We start from the raw sequence: 17,627 nt of genomic DNA on the forward strand, positions 1-17,627 counted from the left end.
CATTTCATTTATTTACCGGGGATCCATGTCCAGTTCGCGCCGCCTGTTTTTTGCCCTGTCGTTGCCCGACGCCTTGCAGCAGCAGGTGATCCGCTGGCGCGCCGAGGCTTTTCCACCCGAAGCTGGCCGCCCGGTTGCCGCCGCCAATCTGCATCTGACGCTGGCATTTCTCGGCGATGTCAGCGCGCAGAAAGAACGGGCGCTGCAAACGTTGGCCGGGCGCATCAGGCAGACGGGCTTTAGCGTCTGCCTTGACGATCTCGGCCACTGGCCGCGCCCCGGCGTGGTGTGGCTCGGCAGCAAACGTGCGCCACGCGCGCTGCTGCAATTGGCGGAGCTATTACGTTCGCAGGCGGCACGCAGCGGTTGTTATCAAAGCCCGTTGCCGTTTCACCCGCATATCACCTTATTGCGGGCTGCCACCCAGCCCGTCGCCGTTCCGCCAGCCACGCCGGGCTGGATCTTCAGCGCCGATCACTTTTCTTTGTATCAATCAGCCGTTGAGCATGGCCGTACCCGCTATCATCAGTTGGCGCAGTGGCCGCTCAATAACCAGGATAATTCATGATCTTCACACCGCCCCTGAAGCCCGCCACGCTGATTAAGCGCTACAAGCGTTTTCTCGCCGATGCTATCACCCCCGAGGGCGAAACCTTTACCCTGCACTGCGCCAATACCGGTGCTATGACCGGTTGCGCCACGCCCGGTGACACCCTCTGGTATTCCACTTCGGACAACGCCAAGCGCAAGTATGCCCACAGTTGGGAGCTGACGCAGACGCAACAGGGAGACTGGATCTGTGTGAATACGCTGCGGGCCAATACTCTGGTACGCGAGGCGATCGAGCAGAACCTAATCGATGAATTATCCGGTTACAGTAAAATCAGCAGCGAGGTCAAATACGGCGACGAAAATAGCCGTATCGATTTGTTATTACAGGCAGAAAACCGGGTTAACTGCTATATTGAAGTGAAATCAGTCACACTATTGCAACATGAACGTGGTTACTTCCCTGATGCCGTAACGCTGAGAGGGCAAAAGCATCTACGGGAGTTGCAAAGCGTGGTTGAAAACGGCCAGCGGGCGGTATTGTTCTTTGCTGTGTTACACACGGGTATCGAGCAGGTCGCTCCGGCACATCATATAGATGCACGTTATGCGGCACTACTAGCGCAGGTTCGGCAAGCGGGAGTGGAAGTGATTTGTTATGGGGCAACATTATCGCCTGACGGTCTCTCTCTCTGCGAGAAATTACCGTTTTTTATCGATTAGCAGGTCCAGGCACCAATAAATTGATCGCTGGATATTGCGTCGCAAATACGCCTGCCTTCACACCCTTGTCAAGCAGGTGACAGGAATAATTGCCATCCCCCTTCCCTTCTGTTATTTATAGCGGCCTGTTTTTCCCCCGTATTGGGGATTCGACATACCCTATAGCATTTGAGATGCAGGTAGGCGGCAACTGAACGAATCCTTGGTCGCTTGATTCACCAAGTCACCAGGGAGAAAGAAGGCAGCCACACTCCTGCACCTTGATAGATGATGGGTATAGTGCGTGTGTATGTAGGAGAAGCAATATGCAAGAAGGGCAAACCCGTAAAACCTCGTCCTTGAGCATTCTCGCCATCGCTGGGGTGGAGCCGTACCAAGAGAAGGCAGGCGAAGAGTATATGAACGCCGCTCAACTGACGCATTTCAGGCGCATTCTTGAGGCATGGCGCAATCAGCTCAGGGACGAAGTAGACCGTACTGTATCGCACATGCAAGACGAAGCTGCCAACTTCCCTGATCCGGTCGACCGTGCCGCGCAGGAAGAAGAGTTCAGCCTCGAACTGCGTAACCGTGACCGTGAACGCAAGCTGATCAAAAAGATCGAGAAAACGCTGAAGAAAGTAGAAGACGAAGATTTCGGCTACTGCGAATCCTGCGGCGTGGAGATCGGTATTCGCCGCCTTGAAGCGCGTCCGACCGCCGATTTGTGCATCGACTGCAAGACGTTGGCCGAAATCCGCGAAAAGCAGATGGCCGGCTAAGCCGTTGTTATCGTTCGCGGCGCGTACTCACTATGCGCGCCGCATACAGAACCAAGGGAATCCCTCCCTTCCGATATGCTAGAAAGTCATTATGTGGGGCGTTTTGCTCCATCGCCTTCCGGGGATCTGCACTTCGGTTCGCTGATTGCCGCTCTGGGAAGCTACCTTCAGGCTCGTGCCCAACACGGGCAGTGGCTGGTACGTATTGAAGATATCGATCCTCCGCGTGAAGTCGCCGGGGCTGCCACCCGTATCCTGTCTGCCTTAGAACATTATGGTCTCCACTGGGACGGCCCAGTCATCTATCAATCCCAACGCCAAGAAGCCTACCGCGCAACGCTTGACTGGCTGCGACAGCAGGATCTCAGCTATTACTGCACCTGTACCCGCAGCCGTATCCAGCAGCTCGGGGGATTGTATGATGGCCACTGCCGCAGCTTGCGCTTAGGCCCACAGGGTGCGGCGATCCGCTTGCGCCAGTCGGCACCGGTATATGGATTTCACGATCGGCTGCAGGGGGAACTGCGCGCCGATCCTGCCCTAGCACAGGAAGATTTTATCATCCGCCGCCGCGACGGCCTGTTTGCCTATAATTTAGCGGTGGTGATTGACGATCATTTCCAGGGCGTCACCGAGATCGTGCGCGGTGCCGATCTGATCGAACCTACCGTGCGCCAGATCGCGCTATATCACCAGCTACAGGCCCCCGTGCCGGCCTATCTCCATTTACCGCTGGCGCTGGGCGCGAATGGGATTAAGCTGTCGAAGCAGAATCATGCCCCGGCGCTGCCCACGGGCGATCCGCGCCCGGTGTTGATTGAGGCGCTGAGGTTTCTGCAACAACCCCTGCCAGAAAGCTGGCAAGATCTTGATCTACCGTTATTATTGGGCTGGGCAATCAGGCATTGGCAACTGGAGAAGGTGCCGCGTCGTTTGGCCATTCCCCTGTGCGAAAACACAACAGCATTCTCAAAGGAGCCATGGTGAGCTATGATTAGCCGCTATTTTTTTGTTAGCACTATTTTGATCCGTCACTATCGAGGTGTACCATTTTTACCCGAGTAGCCAATTTCTGCCGTAAGGTACTAACCCGCGATGACAAGTTGACCCGCGATGATGCGCCGGTCAGCGATAAAAACCCCGTCCGCGAAGAAAGTGCCCCCGCAGAGCAGCAGAAAACCACGCCACAGCGCCCTGCCGATAACGGCAGAGAGACTTCTGCTCGTCGCCCGGCGGCGCGTAAACGCCCACCATTGCCAGCCGCAGAGGGAACGCGCCCAATGACCGTGATCCCACGCGAACAGCATTCGATCTCACGTAAAGACATCAGCGAAAACGCGCTGAAGGTACTGTATCGCCTGAATAAATCGGGTTATGAAGCCTATCTGGTCGGCGGCGGCGTACGCGATCTGTTGCTCGGTAAAAAACCGAAAGATTTCGATATCACCACCAGCGCCACACCGGAGCAGGTGCGTAAGCTGTTTCGTAACTGCCGCCTGGTTGGCCGCCGTTTCCGCCTGGCGCACGTGATGTTCGGCCCGGAAATTATTGAAGTCGCCACCTTCCGTGGTCATCACGAGCAAAACCCGGAATCAGACAAAAATTCTTCACAGCAGGCCCAGAACGGCATGCTGCTGCGCGACAACATCTTCGGTTCGATCGAAGAAGATGCCCAGCGCCGCGATTTCACCATCAATAGCCTGTATTACGGCGTAGCCGACTTCACCCTGCGCGACTACGTGGGTGGCCTGCGCGATCTGCAACAGGGCGTGATCCGCCTGATTGGCGATCCGGAAACGCGCTACCGCGAAGATCCGGTGCGCATGCTGCGTGCGATACGTTTCGCCGCCAAGCTGGATATGACACTCAGCGAGGAAACGGCCGAACCGATCCCGCGCCTGGCGTCGTTGCTGCATGAGATCCCGCCTGCGCGCCTGTTCGAAGAGTCGCTCAAGCTGTTGCAGTCCGGTTTTGGTTACCCCACTTACCTCAAGCTGTGTGAATACCAACTGTTCCAGCCGCTGTTCCCATTGATCGCCCGTCACTTTACGCCGAATCACGACACGCCAATGGAACGCATTCTGGTGCAGGTACTGAAAAATACCGATTACCGTCTGCAGAACGACATGCGCGTCAACCCGGCGTTCCTGTTTGCCGCCATGTTGTGGTATCCGCTGCTGGAGCACGCGCAGAAGCTGGCACAGGAAAGCGGCTTGGCCTACTACGACGCCTTTGCGCTGGCCATGAACGATGTGCTGGATGAAGAGTGCCGCTCGCTGGCCATTCCTAAGCGCATCACCACGCTGGTGCGCGATATCTGGCAATTGCAGTTGCGCCTTTCTCGCCGCCAGGGCAAACGCGCGCACAAGCTGATGGAGCACCCGAAATTCCGCGCGGCTTACGATCTGCTAGCGCTGCGCGCTGAAGTGGAGAACAACCCGGAAATGCTGCGGCTGGCCGAATGGTGGGATGAATTCCAGGATGCTACCCCGGCAGTGCAGAAAACCATGCTGAGCACCCTGGGTGACGATCCTGCACCGCGCCGTACGCGCCCACGCCGCCCACGCCGCCGGGCTCCGCGTAAAGAAGGGGCATAATGATCCGCGTTTATATCGCGCTGGGCAGCAACCTGGCACAGCCACTGCAACAGGTGAAGACCGCATTGGAGGCGTTGGAGCATATTCCTCGCAGCCAACTGATCCTTTGTTCGTCGTTTTACCGCACCAAGCCACTGGGGCCACAAAACCAGCCAGACTTTCTCAACGCGGTAGTAGCATTGGATACGTTATTGCCCGCAGAACAGTTGCTTGATGAGACCCAGGCGATCGAACGCAATCAGGGCCGTGTGCGCAAAGATCAGCGCTGGGGCCCACGTACGCTGGATCTGGATATCATGCTGTATGGCGATCGGGTGATTGCGACCGATCGTCTGACGGTGCCCCATTACGGGCTGAAAGAGCGTGAATTTATGCTCTACCCGTTGGCTGAAATAGCGCCTGACCTGGTTTTCCCCGATGGGGAAACCTTGGCCGCTTGCCTGAAGCGGGTGCCAAACAACGGCATGGTGTTGTGGCATCAATAAGTTCGCTATGTTTAAAATATTACCGTAGCGGAAAATCCCCCTTCAGGCCGATTAGCAAAATTCACCCGCAGGCCATGCAGGCTGGCAATACGCTGCACGATTGAAAGCCCGAGCCCGCTGCCGGTCTGTTCCTGCCCCGGCGGGCGATAGAAACGCTCCCCCAACCGCGCCAAATGTTCCAGCGTGACCCCAGGGCCATTATCTTCCACCTGCAGTTGCTGCGGACTGAGCGTGCCCCTGACCATACTGCCCGCTGGCGTGTAACGTACGGCGTTATCCACCAGATTGCGCACCAGCAGTGACAGCAACAGTGGCTGGCCTGGCAACGGCGCTGGCACCCCCTGCTGCTCATAATGCAGCGTAACGCCAGCCGCATGGGCATAGCGATCCTGCTCTGCCAACACCCTAGGCACCAGTTGCTGCCAGTCAACCTGCTCCAACTCGCCCAGATCGGAAAGCGAATCCAGCCGCGACAGCGTAAGCAACTGATCGACCAACCTTGTGGCGCGATCGATGCCAATCGTCAGGTTTTGCACCGCATGTTCCCGCATCTGCTCGTCGTCGCCCGCCAGTTGCACCACTTCCGTCTGCACCCGCAGTGCCGCCAGCGGGCTGCGCAGTTCATGGGCGGCATCCGAGGTAAAACGCCGCTCACGTACCAGCATGGCGCTGATGCGCGCAAACAGCGCGTTAAGCGCATCCACCAGCGGGCGGACTTCGGTAGGCACCTGCTGATTGTCCAGCAAAGTGGCATCATCGGGGGCTCGTTGCCGCAGGCCTGCGGCAACGCTCTTCAGCGGCCGTAGCTCGCGCCCGACCATCAGGGCAATCAACAACATCAGGATGGGCAACGTGACTAGCCAGGGGATTAATTGCCCTGTCACCATCCCCAGCGCCATCTCATGCCGATAATCCCACTCCTGGCCGACGACGATACGATAGCGCCCATCAGGAGTGGTCAACCATAACAGGCGCCAACTGTCATCGTCGCCCCGGCGTTGACCATCGATAAAGCCTTCATGTTCACTATCAAACAGAAAATCTTCACCGTTTTCACCATCGTTGAGCAGCATTCTGCCCTCACGGGAGAAGATGGCGAACGCCAGAGCGTCGTCTTCCTGTTCACCACGTTTGCCATGACGGAGGATTTTCTTGGTCTTCGGCAAACTACGCACATCCTGATTCGCCAGCAGATCGCCCAGGTTAGCCGTGGCCAGCCGTTTAGCAAACAGCATCTGCTGAGTATCAAACACTTCGTTAATCTTGTTACGCGTCATCATCCACGCCACCACGCTGGCGGAACACCAGGTAAATAACGCCAACAGGCTAAAAATCAGGATCAGGCGCAACCGCAGGCTCAAGCGCTTCACTCCGCATCCCCCAGCGTATAGCCCACACCATGTACGGTGCGGATAAAGCCGTTACCCAATTTGCGCCGTAAATGGTGTATATGCACCTCAACCGCGTTACTGCTCACCTCATCGTCCCAGTTATACAGTTTTTCCTGAATCAGCGGCCGCGCCAGCACGCGCCCTTTGTTGTTAAGAAACAGTTCCAGCACCGCCAGTTCGCGTGGAGTCAGCGTCACAACCTCGCCGTTGTGGCTCACCGTACGGGCCGCCACGTCGAATACCACACTGCCGTGAACCAGTTGCGGGGTCAGTTGACCGTGGCGGCGGCGGATCAGCGCCTGTAAACGTGCCGCCACTTCTGCCAGTGCGAACGGCTTGCACAGGTAATCATCGGCCCCGCTCTGCAAGCCGGTAACCCGCTGCTCCAGCGCATCACGCGCCGTGAGGATCAATACCGGCACGTCCTGCCCGGCCTGGCGCCACTGGCGCAGCAGATCAAGCCCGTCAAGGCCTGGCAGGCTGAGATCGAGGATCACCGCATCGTAGGGCGCACTTCCCAGCGCATTTTTACCGATTGCCCCATCGGTGAACCAGTCGAGGTTAAAGCCCAGCTTGGTCAATCCAGCTTTGAGGCCGTCACCAATCAGTTTATCGTCTTCAATCAGCAGAATTCTCATGCGCTCCCCTTTTAGCTTTACTGCCTATACCCTCATAATTCGAGTTGCAGGAAGGCGGCGACGCAGCGAATCCCCAGGAGCTTACACCAGTAAGTGACTGGGGTGAGTGAGGAAAGCCAACGCACATGCAACTTGAAATATGGCGGGTATATTACATCACAAGGTTCTTAAGAACCCCTTAAGCACCATGATCGGTGCTACCCACCCCGTAAGGCTTACAGTAGAATGTCACCACTTTGCCCGTACCGCAGCCCTGCGCTGCGCGGTTATTTCAGGAGACGTTGTGATGAAACCCACCACCGTGAGCCATTTACGCCAGTGGAAACAGGAGCAACGCAAGTTTGCTACCATTACCGCCTACGATGCCAGCTTTGCCCAACTGTTTGCAGAGCAAGGCATCAAAGTGATGCTGGTTGGCGACTCGCTGGGCATGACGTTGCAAGGCCACGACTCCACGCTGCCCGTGACCGTCGCTGACGTAGCCTACCACACTCGCGCCGTACGCCGCGGCGCTCCAGCCTGCCTGCTGCTGGCCGATCTCCCCTTCATGAGTTATGCCACCCCGGAACAGGCGTTTGCCAGCTCCGCAGAGCTGATGCGGGCTGGGGCGAACATGGTCAAACTGGAAGGCGGCAGTTGGCTGTACGAGACGGTGAAAATGCTCACCGAACGCGCGGTGCCGGTCTGTGGCCACCTCGGCCTGACGCCTCAGTCGGTCAACGTATTCGGCGGTTATAAAGTTCAGGGCCGCGATGAGCTGGCGGCTAAACAGCTGTTGGAAGATGCGCAAAATCTGGAACTGGCGGGTATGCAACTGCTGGTGCTGGAATGCGTTCCCGCCGCTCTGGCACGCAAGGTCACCGAAGCGCTGTCGATCCCGGTGATCGGCATCGGTGCCGGTAATGGCACCGATGGGCAGATTCTGGTGATGCATGACGCCCTGGGCATCACCGGCGGCCACATTCCGAAATTCGCCAAAAACTTCCTGGCGCAGAGCGGCGATATCCGCAGCGCCGTGCAGCAATACATGCAGGAAGTTGAGCAAGGTACCTATCCCGGTGAAGAGCACTCCTTTAATTAATAATCTGAGCTAATTCACCGCTGATTTGGTGCGGAAACAAAAAAGATCGAGGAGTTATAGGATGGTCATTATCGAAACCCTGCTGTTACTGCGCCAACAGATCCGGCGCTGGCGGCAGGAAGGCAAGCGTATCGCGCTGGTGCCCACCATGGGCAATCTGCACGAAGGCCATATGACGCTGGTCGAAGAAGCGCGCGCGCGCGCCGATGTCGTCGTCGTCAGTATTTTCGTTAACCCGATGCAGTTCGATCGCCCGGACGATCTGGCGCGCTACCCACGCACCCTGCAGGAAGACTGCGAAAAACTGAACCGTCGTCATGTCGATCTGGTCTTTGCCCCTGCACCGGCAGAAGTTTATCCGCAAGGGCTGAACGATCAGACCTACGTCGACGTTCCTGGCATTTCCACCATGCTGGAAGGTGCCAGCCGCCCAGGGCATTTCCGCGGTGTTTCCACCATCGTCAGCAAGCTGTTCAACCTGGTGCAGCCGGATCTGGCCTGCTTCGGCGAGAAGGATTACCAGCAACTGGCGCTGATCCGCAAAATGGTGGCGGATATGGGTTATGACATTGAGATCGTCGGTGTGCCGATCGTGCGCGCCAAAGACGGGTTGGCGCTCAGTTCACGCAACGGCTATCTCAGCGCAGAAGAACGTAAGATCGCCCCTCAGCTCAGCAAGATCATGCATGCGCTGGCAGAGCAGCTCAGTAACGGAGAGCGCCAGATTGATAGCCTGCTGGAGCAAGCCGCTGAGCAGCTGCGCGCCGCCGGTTTTACGCCGGATGAATTGTTTATCCGTGACGCCGACAGCCTGCTGCCGCTGAATGTGGACAGCCGCCGTGCGGTGGTGCTGATGGCAGCCTGGCTCGGCAAAGCGCGCCTGATTGACAATCAGCAGGTTGATCTCACGCTCTAAGCTATTTTTTATACGCTCATTGCCGTTTTCAACTGGTTAGCGGTAGACTGAGCGAGTTTATTGGTGACGATAGACCTTGCAAGGAATATTCACCCCCGCCTGAAAAGGCCGATATTCAGTTAGGTAAAGCCATGATACGTACTATGTTGCAAGGCAAGCTGCATCGAGTGAAAGTGACTCAGGCTGACTTGCATTATGAAGGGTCCTGCGCCATCGATCAGGATTTTCTGGAAGCCGCAGGGATTCTGGAATATGAAGCCATCGACATTTATAACGTTGATAACGGTCAGCGTTTCTCCACCTATGCTATTGCCGCTGAACGTGGCTCACGCATTATCTCGGTTAACGGAGCCGCAGCCCGCTGCGCCTGTGTGGGCGACAAACTGATCATCTGTTCTTATGTGCAGATGAGCGACGCCGATGCCCGCCAACACCATCCTAAAGTCGCCTACTTTGAAGGTGACAACCGCCTGCAACGCAAAGCGAAAGCGGTGCCGGTTCAGGTTGCCTGAAACTATCGCTAAGGCTGTTCAGCCAAAACTCATCGGCTGCTCTCCCCAAGGGGAGCAGCCGTATTTGAGGCAGACTACTCAATAGGTGGCTGCGTTACCGGCGCACTGGGCTTGTTGGCTATCCGCTCCGCCATCGTTGGAATAGAGTCGGTGCGCAGAATATACAATCGCTTCAACGTGAACAGATTATCCCCAGGCTTCACTTTCCCTTGCACCGTGGTCAGGGCCATATGCAACCCGGCATCTTTGGCCGCTTGAATGCCATTCTGGTTATAACCACCAAACGGATAGGCCAGATACAGAATATGTGGATTGAACTGCGACAGCGCGCGCCGGGAGCGCTCAAGATCGAACTCAATATTATGCAGCGAACGGCTCAACAAGACTGGCCGACGCTTGTTGTCAAAGCGATGCAAGAAATGGGTATGTGTCTGGATATCAAACACATCCTGAATTTCACTCAGCTCAGAAATACTCATAAACTGCAGCGCATCCGGGTTCCATTTCTGCGGGTGGCGTTTGATACGTGAAGAAATGACAAACGCCGTGGCACGAAATCCGTAGTTCTTCAGCACCGGATAGGCGTAACGATATACCGACTTCAATCCGTCATCAAAAGTCAGCACTACCACCTTGCCCGGCAGGTTAATCTGATTTTTCAGATAAGCTTCCAACTGATACAGAGAAATAGTGTCATAACCAGCGCGTTTCAGGTAGGTCATCTGGTTACTGAATGCCACGTCTGAAGTGGTGGTTGACGTATTGCGAAAACGCTTGTTCTCTTCGTTCTTCAGCATATGGTGATAAGTCAGCACCGGGATCCCGGTATCAATCTCACCGTCCAGTTCACTGACATACCCCAGGCGTTCACCAATATTGACTTCATACCAGGTATTGTTTAACCGATCTTTCAACTTGCCGATGATCGGGTAACGCAGGTTCTCTTCCAGCACGCCAAAGATTTCACTTTTATTATCGGCGGCAATATAAACGTTGATCGGACGAGATGTGATCAGGTTCTGGTTGGTCAGCGGTTTTTTCAGTTCCCCCAGCTCGTCTTTCAGTTTTCGCGATTTACTGCTGCTTTTCACATCGCCTTTATCAATAAAACCAATACCCTGACCGAACTTGAATTCATAGTATTCCGCATCAGCAGGAAACACCTTGAGCAGTTGCCCCCGCTTCACTTCCCCCACCGGAATAACATGCTCCCCAATCAGCGAATAAACTTCGCTATCGCGTTGCACTTCCATGTATTCAGATTTAACAGCGCCGTCTTCCGACAACAAATTCGCCAAGGCTGCCGGTGCCATCAACGACATAAAAATGCCGAGTAGCATTGCCGCTATCTTATGTTGAGACCGCATGATTTGCTCTGCTTACGAGTAGATAGTGAAAAATGGAGAAAAAATGGAGCGTCAGCATAACACGATTTTTAAAGCGGGGAGAAAGGGGTTAGTAATGCAATTTAATAGATTTCGTTAGTACCTGTGTCAAATCAATAAACCTCTCTTTCCCGCACCGGGAAAGAGAGGTAAGCGGTGCCGTTTAGGTACGCAAACCGCGGCCACGCTCGATCAGATACCAAGCCAGCCCATAGAACACCACGATAAAGGCCACCAGCACGATCATGGTCAGCGCCAACGGCACATCGGAAATACCGAGGAAACCAAAGCGGAAACCGCTGATCATGTAGACGATCGGGTTAAGTTTAGAGACCGCCTGCCAGAACGGTGGCAGCAATGTCAGCGAGTAAAACACCCCGCCCAGATAGGTCAATGGCGTCAGCACAAAGGTTGGGATCAGGCTGATGTCATCAAAGGTGGTAGCAAACACCGCGTTAAGCAGGCCCCCCAGAGAGAACAGGATCGCCGTCAGCAGCAGCGTGAGCGCAATTACCCACCAGGCGTGCACCTGCAGCGGCACAAAGAACAGCGAGATCGCGGTCACCAGCATACCCACGCAGATCCCCCGCGCCACCCCACCGCCCACGTAACCGGCGATCACCACGTGAGTCGGCACCGGGGCCACCAGCAACTCTTCAATATTGCGCTGGAATTTGGCGCTGAAAAACGATGCCGCCACGTTGGCATAGGCATTGGTGATCACCGCCATCATGATCAGGCCGGGAACGATAAATTGCATATAGTCGAAACCATGCATTTCACCAATTCGCGAACCGATCAGGTTGCCAAAGATAATGAAATAGAGCGTCATGGTGATCACTGGCGGCACCAGCGTCTGCACCCAGATGCGCGTAAACCGGTTAATCTCCTTGGCCCAGATGCTCTTCAACGCCACCCAATACAAATGCATCATGATTTTTCCCCATTGCCGTTAACCAGGGTGACAAACAGCTCTTCCAGCCGGTTGGCCTTGTTACGCATACTCAATACCTGAATCCCTTGCGCACTCAGTTGGGTGAACAAGCCATTCAGCCCTTGCTCACGCATCACTTCCACCTCCAGCGTAGAGGTATCCGTCAGGCGGCTGTGATAACCGTCGAGCTTCGGCAATGGGCTTTTCGCTGCCAGATCGAGAATGAAGGTTTCTGACTGCAGCTTCGCCAGCAGCCCCTTCATTGAGGTGTTTTCCACCAGTTCACCATTCTGGATAATGCCGATATTGCGGCACAGCATTTCTGCCTCTTCCAGATAGTGGGTGGTCAGGATAATGGTGGTGCCTTGCGCGTTCAGCTCTTTCAGGAACCCCCACATCGATCGGCGCAGCTCAATATCCACCCCTGCGGTCGGTTCATCGAGGATCAGCAGTTTCGGCTGGTGCATCAGGGCGCGGGCAATCATCAGGCGGCGTTTCATACCACCGGAGAGCATGCGGGCACGCTCATTGCGTTTGCCCCACAGATCGAGCTGATTAAGGTATTTCTCTGCCCGTACCAGCGCCTCGCGCCGCGTGACGCCATAGTAACCCGCCTGATTGACCACAATCTGCAGCACGGTTTCAAACGGGTTAAAGTTGAACTCTTGCGGAACCAGCCCAAGCTGACGTTTGGCGTTGACGATATCTTTGTCGATATCGTAACCAAACACCCGCACCGAGCCAGAAGTTTTATTGACCAGCGAACTGATAATACCGATGGTGGTCGATTTGCCGGCACCATTTGGCCCCAGCAGGGCATAAAAATCCCCCGCTTCAACGTTCAGATCGATACCGCGCAATGCCTTTACGCCACCGGCGTAGGTTTTGGTTAACCGCGCTATTTCCAGTGCATAATTCATAGGTTAGAAAGTACCTTGTGGAGATGTGTATGCTGCTGTGTCTGACAATGAGAACGAGTTTACCATCAGCCGCATTCTGACTGAGTCGAATCCGTGCGGAAAATTAGCCTCACTGTTCCGATTTCCAAATTGTGACGCTTGTCCTATATTACATCAACGCAATTCGTTCATTACAGGCCTATAACCGCCATGAAAGAAATCGAAAGGCTTATCGCCAATAACCAAGCGTGGTCCGCCACCATTAACCAGGAAGATCCCGGCTTTTTTGAACGTCTATCCCAAGCGCAAAAACCACGGTTCTTGTGGATTGGCTGTTCCGACAGCCGGGTTCCTGCTGAACGCCTGACCGGCCTGGAGCCAGGGGAGCTGTTCGTGCACCGTAACGTGGCGAACCTGGTGATCCATACCGACTTGAACTGCCTGTCCGTCGTGCAATATGCCGTCGACGTACTGGAAGTTGAGCATATCATCATCTGCGGCCACCTGGGCTGCGGCGGCGTAGAGGCCGCGGTAGAAAACCCGGAACTGGGCTTGATCAATAACTGGCTGCTGCACATCCGCGATCTCTGGTACAAACACAGCTCACTGCTGGGCGAACTGGAACCGGAACAGCGCCTTGATGTTCTGTGTGAGATCAACGTGATCGAGCAGGTTTATAACCTGGGCCACTCCACCATCATGCAGTCTGCCTGGAAACGCGGCCAAAAAGTGATGGTACACGGCTGGGTATACGGGATTCAGGATGGTCGCTTGCGCGACTTGGAAGTGACCGCAACCAGCCGCGAAAGCCTGGAGATGGGCTACCGCAAAGCGATAGCCACGCTGCTGCAGGATAAAGGCTTATAACCTGCCATCATCAAGGCGCGCTTGCCGCGCCTTGCATCAATAACCGGGCTAGCTCCGGTTATTCATCCAGCAACACCACTTTGCCGATATACGGCAGATGGCGATAGCGCTGGGCATAATCGATACCGTAGCCCACCACAAACTCGTCCGGAATGGCGAAACCGACGTATTCCACCGGCACATCCACTTCGCGGCGTTCGGGTTTATCCAGCAACGTGCAGATCGCCAGGGATTTTGGCCCACGCAGCGCCAGGATCTCACGCACCTTGTTCAGCGTATTGCCGGAATCGATGATATCTTCAACGATCAACACGTCTTTGCCACGAATGTCTTCGTCGAGATCTTTCAGGATCTTCACATCACGCGTGGTGGACATCCCGCTGCCGTAGCTGGAGGCCGTCATAAAATCGACTTCGTGCGGTACCTCAATGGTGCGGCACAGATCGGCCATGAACATAAAAGAACCGCGCAATAACCCGACCAACACCATCTCACTGCCGCTGTCGCGGTAATGTTCGGTGATCTGACGGCCAAGTTCAGCAATACGGGTCTTAACTTCCTGCTCGGAAATCATTACTTCTACGGTGTGTTTCATAGTTTTCAGGTCAGTTACCGGAAGAAAGGCGCAGAGTTTAACATAGCTGACAGACGGTGGCGACGCGAGCGCATCGCCCCGATGTGCTCAAATATCAGTCAATCACGTTAAAGCCCAGCATCATACCGGTATCTTCATGCTCTAACAGATGGCAATGCGCCATGTAGGCATGTTCCGCCTTGGCCAGATGATTGAAACGGACCAGCACTTCACTGCGCTTGCCTTCCACCAGCACGGTGTCTTTCCAACCCGCGCGGTGTGCCGCTGGCGCCTGGCCGTTTTCCGACAGAATGCGGAACTGGGTGCCATGAATATGGAACGGATGCAGCATCATGTCGCCCTCACCCGAGATGGTCCATTTCTCATATTGACCACGCTTGGTGGTAAACATCGGCTTGGCCATATCAAAGGCTTTTCCGTTGATCATATTGCCATTGCTGAAATCAAAGGGCTTGGCGCTGTGATCCATACCGGCCATATTACCGTGATCCATTCCCGGCATGCTGCCGTGATCCATAGCTTTCATATCACCATGATCCATCCCGGCCATGCTGTCATTGCTGGCCTGACTGGCGTTGCCGTGATCCATACTCATGCCCGCCATCGCCTGATGGCCATAGCGATCCATCAGGGCCTGCATACCCAAGGTATCGAGCTTGGGATCCATCGACAATTGCAGCAAGCGCTCCTGCAAGCCCGCTGATGGCGGCAATGCAGGCAATTTCACCAGGCTATCTGGCATCGTTTTCACGCCCTGCGCCAACGAAGGCTGAATACGCAATACCGGCAACGGCCGATCGAACGGCGCTAACGTCATCCCCATCTGCACCACTGGCAGAGTGACAATATCAAACGGCTTGCCGTCGGAGGCATCCACCAGCACTTCAAAACGTTCGCCCATCAGGATCGGCAACTCGGTCAGTTTTACTGGCTCTGCAAGGAAGCCGCCGTCGCTGGCAATCACATATAAAGGCCGGTTATCGCTGGCCGCCAGATTAAGTGAACGCGCATTACAGCCGTTGAGGAAACGCAAACGCAGCCAACCACGCGGTGCAACGTGCTGCGGATAAGCTGCGCCGTTGGTAAACATACGATCGCCAAACCAGCCAACTGCGGCACTCATCACGTCCAACTGATATTCGATCTGGCCGTCTTTCCCCAGGCGTTTATCTTGCAAAATCACCGGAATATCGTCTTTACCCCAGGTTTTCGGCAACGGCAATGGGCTGCTTTCCTCATCTTCCAGCAACACCAACCCGCCCAACCCCATCATCACCTGGTGGCCGGTTTTACCGTGGGTATGAGGATGGAACCAGCAGGTGGCGGCAGGTTGATCAACCGTGAAGCTCACCGTGCGCGTGCTCCCAGGATGGATCAACGCATGCGGGCCGCCATCGACCTCGCCGGGAATTTCCAACCCATGCCAGTGCACGGTACTGGCTTGCGGCAGCTTATTATGAATATCGACTTTAACCGGTTTACCACGTTGTAAACGCACTGCCGGGCCCAGTAACGCGCCGTTGATCCCCCAGGTTCGGGTGGCAGCAGCGGGTAACCAGTTCATTTCGCCGGTTTGCAGCGTCAGGGCAATCTTGCCCTGCGCATCGGGCAGCAATAACGGTGGGATCGGTAAAACAGGCTGTTCAGCCGCCCAGGCTGCGCGGCTCCACAAAGGCAAAGCACTTGCCGCACCCAGTGCGGCGGTCAATTTAATAAAATCACGGCGTAACATCGCTGACTCCCTTTTTTCAGTGATTGACAGCTCAATGTCACAGCCTAAACCCTCCCCTTGGAGGAAGGTCAAGTGATAGATGAAAGCCGGTGGGAAAGCGCCCGCACTCTATGTACTTCAGATATCCCCTGATTAAGGTTAAGCCCGTGTAATAAATTTGGTGCCTTTGCAGGCAAGTGTGGTAACGTCAGTAAATAATATACAGGTCTATTTTATGATGAAAAAAACAACGTTATTGCTGCTGTTGCTGACCACGCTGGGTTTTTCCAACGCCAGTCTGGCACTGAATGAATCTGAGGCAGAAGACTTGGCCGATCTGACGGCGGTGTTTGTCTATCTTAAAAATGAGTGCGGGTATAATGAATTGCCCAATGCGCAAATCAAACGCGCCATCGTTTATTTCGCTCAGCAAAATCGCTGGGATTTGAGCAACTATAATAGCTTCAATATGAAGATGCTGGGTGAAGAGAGCTATCGCGATCTCAGCGGCATTGCCATCCCAACCGCCAATAAATGCAAGTCATTGGCTCGCGACTCACTGAGCCTGCTGGCTTACGCCAATTAAGTCATCCCCGCCCGTTTTCAGCCATCATAGCTTGAATTCTGCCGTGCATCCTCCGGCAGAGTTAGCTATGATGTTGCGCCCATTTTCATGGCTGCTTTACGGAGTTCCCCCGAACATGACCCAGAAAGACATTTGGTATGAAACGCTGCACGACAGCTTCGGCCAGTACTTCTCGGTTGAGAAAGTGCTGTACCGTGAAAAAACCGGGCATCAGGACCTGGTGATTTTCGAAAACCCGGTGCTGGGCCGCGTCATGGCGCTTGATGGTGTGGTGCAAACCACGGAACGCGACGAGTTCATTTACCATGAAATGATGACTCACGTACCGTTACTGGCGCACGGCCAGGCGAAGAAGGTGCTGATCATCGGCGGTGGCGATGGCGGTATGCTGCGCGAAGTCAGCCGCCACCCGGGCGTTCAGCAGATCACCATGGTTGAGATCGACGCTGGCGTGGTGGAGTTCTGCCGCCAGTATCTGCCTAATCATCATGCTGGAGCCTATGACGATCCCCGCTTTAAGCTGGTGATCGACGACGGTGTTAATTTTGTGACGCAGACCGCGGAAAAGTTCGATGTGATCATCTCTGATTGCACCGACCCGATCGGCCCCGGTGAAAGCCTGTTTACCTCTGCATTCTACGAAGGCTGCGCACGCTGCCTGAACGAAGGGGGTATCTTTGTGGCACAGAACGGCGTCTGCTTCCTGCAACAGGACGAAGCGGTCAACAGCCACACCAAACTGAGCCAGTACTTCAAGGATGTAAGCTTCTACCAGGCAGCAATCCCCACCTATTACGGTGGTATCATGACCTTTGCCTGGGCGAGCCAGAACCCGGCACTGCGCCAGCTTGATGTCGCTACGCTGCAACAGCGCGTTAATCAACATGGCTTAAGCTGCCGCTACTACAACCCGGCAATTCACGTGGGTAGCTTTGCTCTGCCACAGTATTTGCTCAACGCACTGAACGTTTCACGTTAAGCGAGAAGATAAGGAAGG

The 17,627-nt window shown here is 55.1% G+C and carries 19 protein-coding genes; 12 read left to right on the forward strand and 7 right to left on the reverse strand.

From position 1 onward, the window contains the following. Nucleotides 1-25 precede the first annotated feature (25 nt). The 6 genes from thpR (at nucleotide 26) to folK (ending at nucleotide 5,115) form a co-directional block, all read left to right on the forward strand. Nucleotides 26-568, forward strand: a complete 543-nt coding sequence (thpR, locus tag WG891_RS06710) for an RNA 2',3'-cyclic phosphodiesterase (protein WP_337262169.1) — start codon at nucleotides 26-28, stop codon at nucleotides 566-568. Next, nucleotides 565-1,272, forward strand: a complete 708-nt coding sequence (sfsA, locus tag WG891_RS06715; RefSeq protein ID WP_337262170.1) for a DNA/RNA nuclease SfsA — start codon at nucleotides 565-567, stop codon at nucleotides 1,270-1,272. The genes thpR and sfsA overlap by 4 nt, the downstream gene beginning before the upstream one ends. Nucleotides 1,273-1,577: 305 nt before the next feature. Then, nucleotides 1,578-2,033, forward strand: a complete 456-nt coding sequence (gene dksA / locus WG891_RS06720; RefSeq protein WP_076943378.1) for an RNA polymerase-binding protein DksA — start codon at nucleotides 1,578-1,580, stop codon at nucleotides 2,031-2,033. Between the two features lie 75 nt (nucleotides 2,034-2,108). Further along, entirely contained in the window at nucleotides 2,109-3,020 is a 912-nt protein-coding gene (gene gluQRS / locus WG891_RS06725; RefSeq protein WP_337262171.1) for a tRNA glutamyl-Q(34) synthetase GluQRS, read from the forward strand. A gap of 62 nt (nucleotides 3,021-3,082) precedes the next feature. Further along, entirely contained in the window at nucleotides 3,083-4,630 is a 1,548-nt protein-coding gene (pcnB, locus tag WG891_RS06730; protein ID WP_337262280.1) for a polynucleotide adenylyltransferase PcnB, read from the forward strand. After that, nucleotides 4,630-5,115: a 2-amino-4-hydroxy-6-hydroxymethyldihydropteridine diphosphokinase gene (gene folK / locus WG891_RS06735; RefSeq protein WP_337262172.1), complete on the forward strand. Its 486-nt coding sequence runs from the start codon at nucleotides 4,630-4,632 to the stop codon at nucleotides 5,113-5,115. The genes pcnB and folK overlap by 1 nt, the downstream gene beginning before the upstream one ends. 11 nt (nucleotides 5,116-5,126) lie before the next feature. Here folK and qseC read toward each other — a convergent pair whose 3' ends face one another. Then, complete coding sequence (gene qseC, locus WG891_RS06740) at nucleotides 5,127-6,485, reverse strand: quorum sensing histidine kinase QseC (RefSeq protein ID WP_337262173.1); 1,359 nt, start codon at nucleotides 6,483-6,485, stop codon at nucleotides 5,127-5,129. Next, nucleotides 6,482-7,144, reverse strand: coding sequence for a quorum sensing response regulator transcription factor QseB (gene qseB / locus WG891_RS06745; protein WP_156293079.1), 663 nt, complete (start codon nucleotides 7,142-7,144; stop codon nucleotides 6,482-6,484). The genes qseC and qseB overlap by 4 nt, the downstream gene beginning before the upstream one ends. Before the next feature lie 286 nt (nucleotides 7,145-7,430). Between qseB and panB the strand changes: the two genes are divergently transcribed. From panB to panD, 3 genes are all read left to right on the forward strand, one after another. Next, nucleotides 7,431-8,225 carry a 3-methyl-2-oxobutanoate hydroxymethyltransferase gene (gene panB, locus WG891_RS06750; protein ID WP_337262174.1) on the forward strand — a complete coding sequence of 265 codons (795 nt, stop codon included), beginning with the start codon at nucleotides 7,431-7,433 and terminating at the stop codon, nucleotides 8,223-8,225. Nucleotides 8,226-8,286: 61 nt separating this feature from the next. After that, complete coding sequence (gene panC / locus WG891_RS06755) at nucleotides 8,287-9,141, forward strand: pantoate--beta-alanine ligase (RefSeq protein WP_337262175.1); 855 nt, start codon at nucleotides 8,287-8,289, stop codon at nucleotides 9,139-9,141. Nucleotides 9,142-9,272: 131 nt separating this feature from the next. Continuing rightward, nucleotides 9,273-9,653 carry an aspartate 1-decarboxylase gene (panD, locus tag WG891_RS06760; RefSeq protein WP_076943386.1) on the forward strand — a complete coding sequence of 127 codons (381 nt, stop codon included), beginning with the start codon at nucleotides 9,273-9,275 and terminating at the stop codon, nucleotides 9,651-9,653. Between the two features lie 74 nt (nucleotides 9,654-9,727). On the opposite strand, the gene WG891_RS06765 is transcribed toward panD, so the two are convergent. The 3 genes from WG891_RS06765 to WG891_RS06775 form a co-directional block, all read right to left on the reverse strand. After that, entirely contained in the window at nucleotides 9,728-11,020 is a 1,293-nt protein-coding gene (locus WG891_RS06765; protein ID WP_337262176.1) for a polysaccharide deacetylase family protein, read from the reverse strand. A 181-nt stretch (nucleotides 11,021-11,201) separates the two neighbouring features. After that, nucleotides 11,202-11,972 (reverse strand): ABC transporter permease, encoded by a 771-nt coding sequence (locus WG891_RS06770; protein WP_337262177.1) that lies wholly within the window; start codon nucleotides 11,970-11,972, stop codon nucleotides 11,202-11,204. Further along, a complete protein-coding gene (locus WG891_RS06775) occupies nucleotides 11,969-12,892 on the reverse strand; it encodes an ABC transporter ATP-binding protein (RefSeq protein ID WP_337262178.1) in 924 nt (307 codons plus the stop codon). The genes WG891_RS06770 and WG891_RS06775 overlap by 4 nt, the downstream gene beginning before the upstream one ends. Nucleotides 12,893-13,081: 189 nt before the next feature. On the opposite strand from WG891_RS06775, the gene can reads away from it, so the two are divergent. After that, on the forward strand, nucleotides 13,082-13,738 hold the full coding sequence (can, locus tag WG891_RS06780; RefSeq protein ID WP_337262179.1) for a carbonate dehydratase: 657 nt from the start codon (nucleotides 13,082-13,084) through the stop codon (nucleotides 13,736-13,738). Nucleotides 13,739-13,796: 58 nt separating this feature from the next. Here the strand turns inward: can and hpt are convergent, their stop codons facing one another. Beyond that, nucleotides 13,797-14,333, reverse strand: coding sequence for a hypoxanthine phosphoribosyltransferase (hpt, locus tag WG891_RS06785; RefSeq protein ID WP_156293076.1), 537 nt, complete (start codon nucleotides 14,331-14,333; stop codon nucleotides 13,797-13,799). A gap of 94 nt (nucleotides 14,334-14,427) precedes the next feature. Next, complete coding sequence (cueO, locus tag WG891_RS06790; protein ID WP_337262180.1) at nucleotides 14,428-16,065, reverse strand: multicopper oxidase CueO; 1,638 nt, start codon at nucleotides 16,063-16,065, stop codon at nucleotides 14,428-14,430. Nucleotides 16,066-16,282: 217 nt separating this feature from the next. Here cueO and WG891_RS06795 point away from each other — a divergent pair, with 217 nt between their 5' ends. Together WG891_RS06795 and speE are read left to right on the forward strand one after the other, a co-directional pair. Further along, entirely contained in the window at nucleotides 16,283-16,630 is a 348-nt protein-coding gene (locus WG891_RS06795; RefSeq protein WP_076943477.1) for a YacC family pilotin-like protein, read from the forward strand. 115 nt (nucleotides 16,631-16,745) lie between these two features. After that, nucleotides 16,746-17,609 (forward strand): polyamine aminopropyltransferase, encoded by an 864-nt coding sequence (gene speE, locus WG891_RS06800; protein ID WP_337262181.1) that lies wholly within the window; start codon nucleotides 16,746-16,748, stop codon nucleotides 17,607-17,609. The last annotated feature ends 18 nt before the right edge of the window (nucleotides 17,610-17,627 follow it).

The organism is Serratia sp. MMO-28 (assembly GCF_037199905.1).
GTDB classification, from domain to species: Bacteria; Pseudomonadota; Gammaproteobacteria; order Enterobacterales; family Enterobacteriaceae; genus Chania; species Chania oryzae.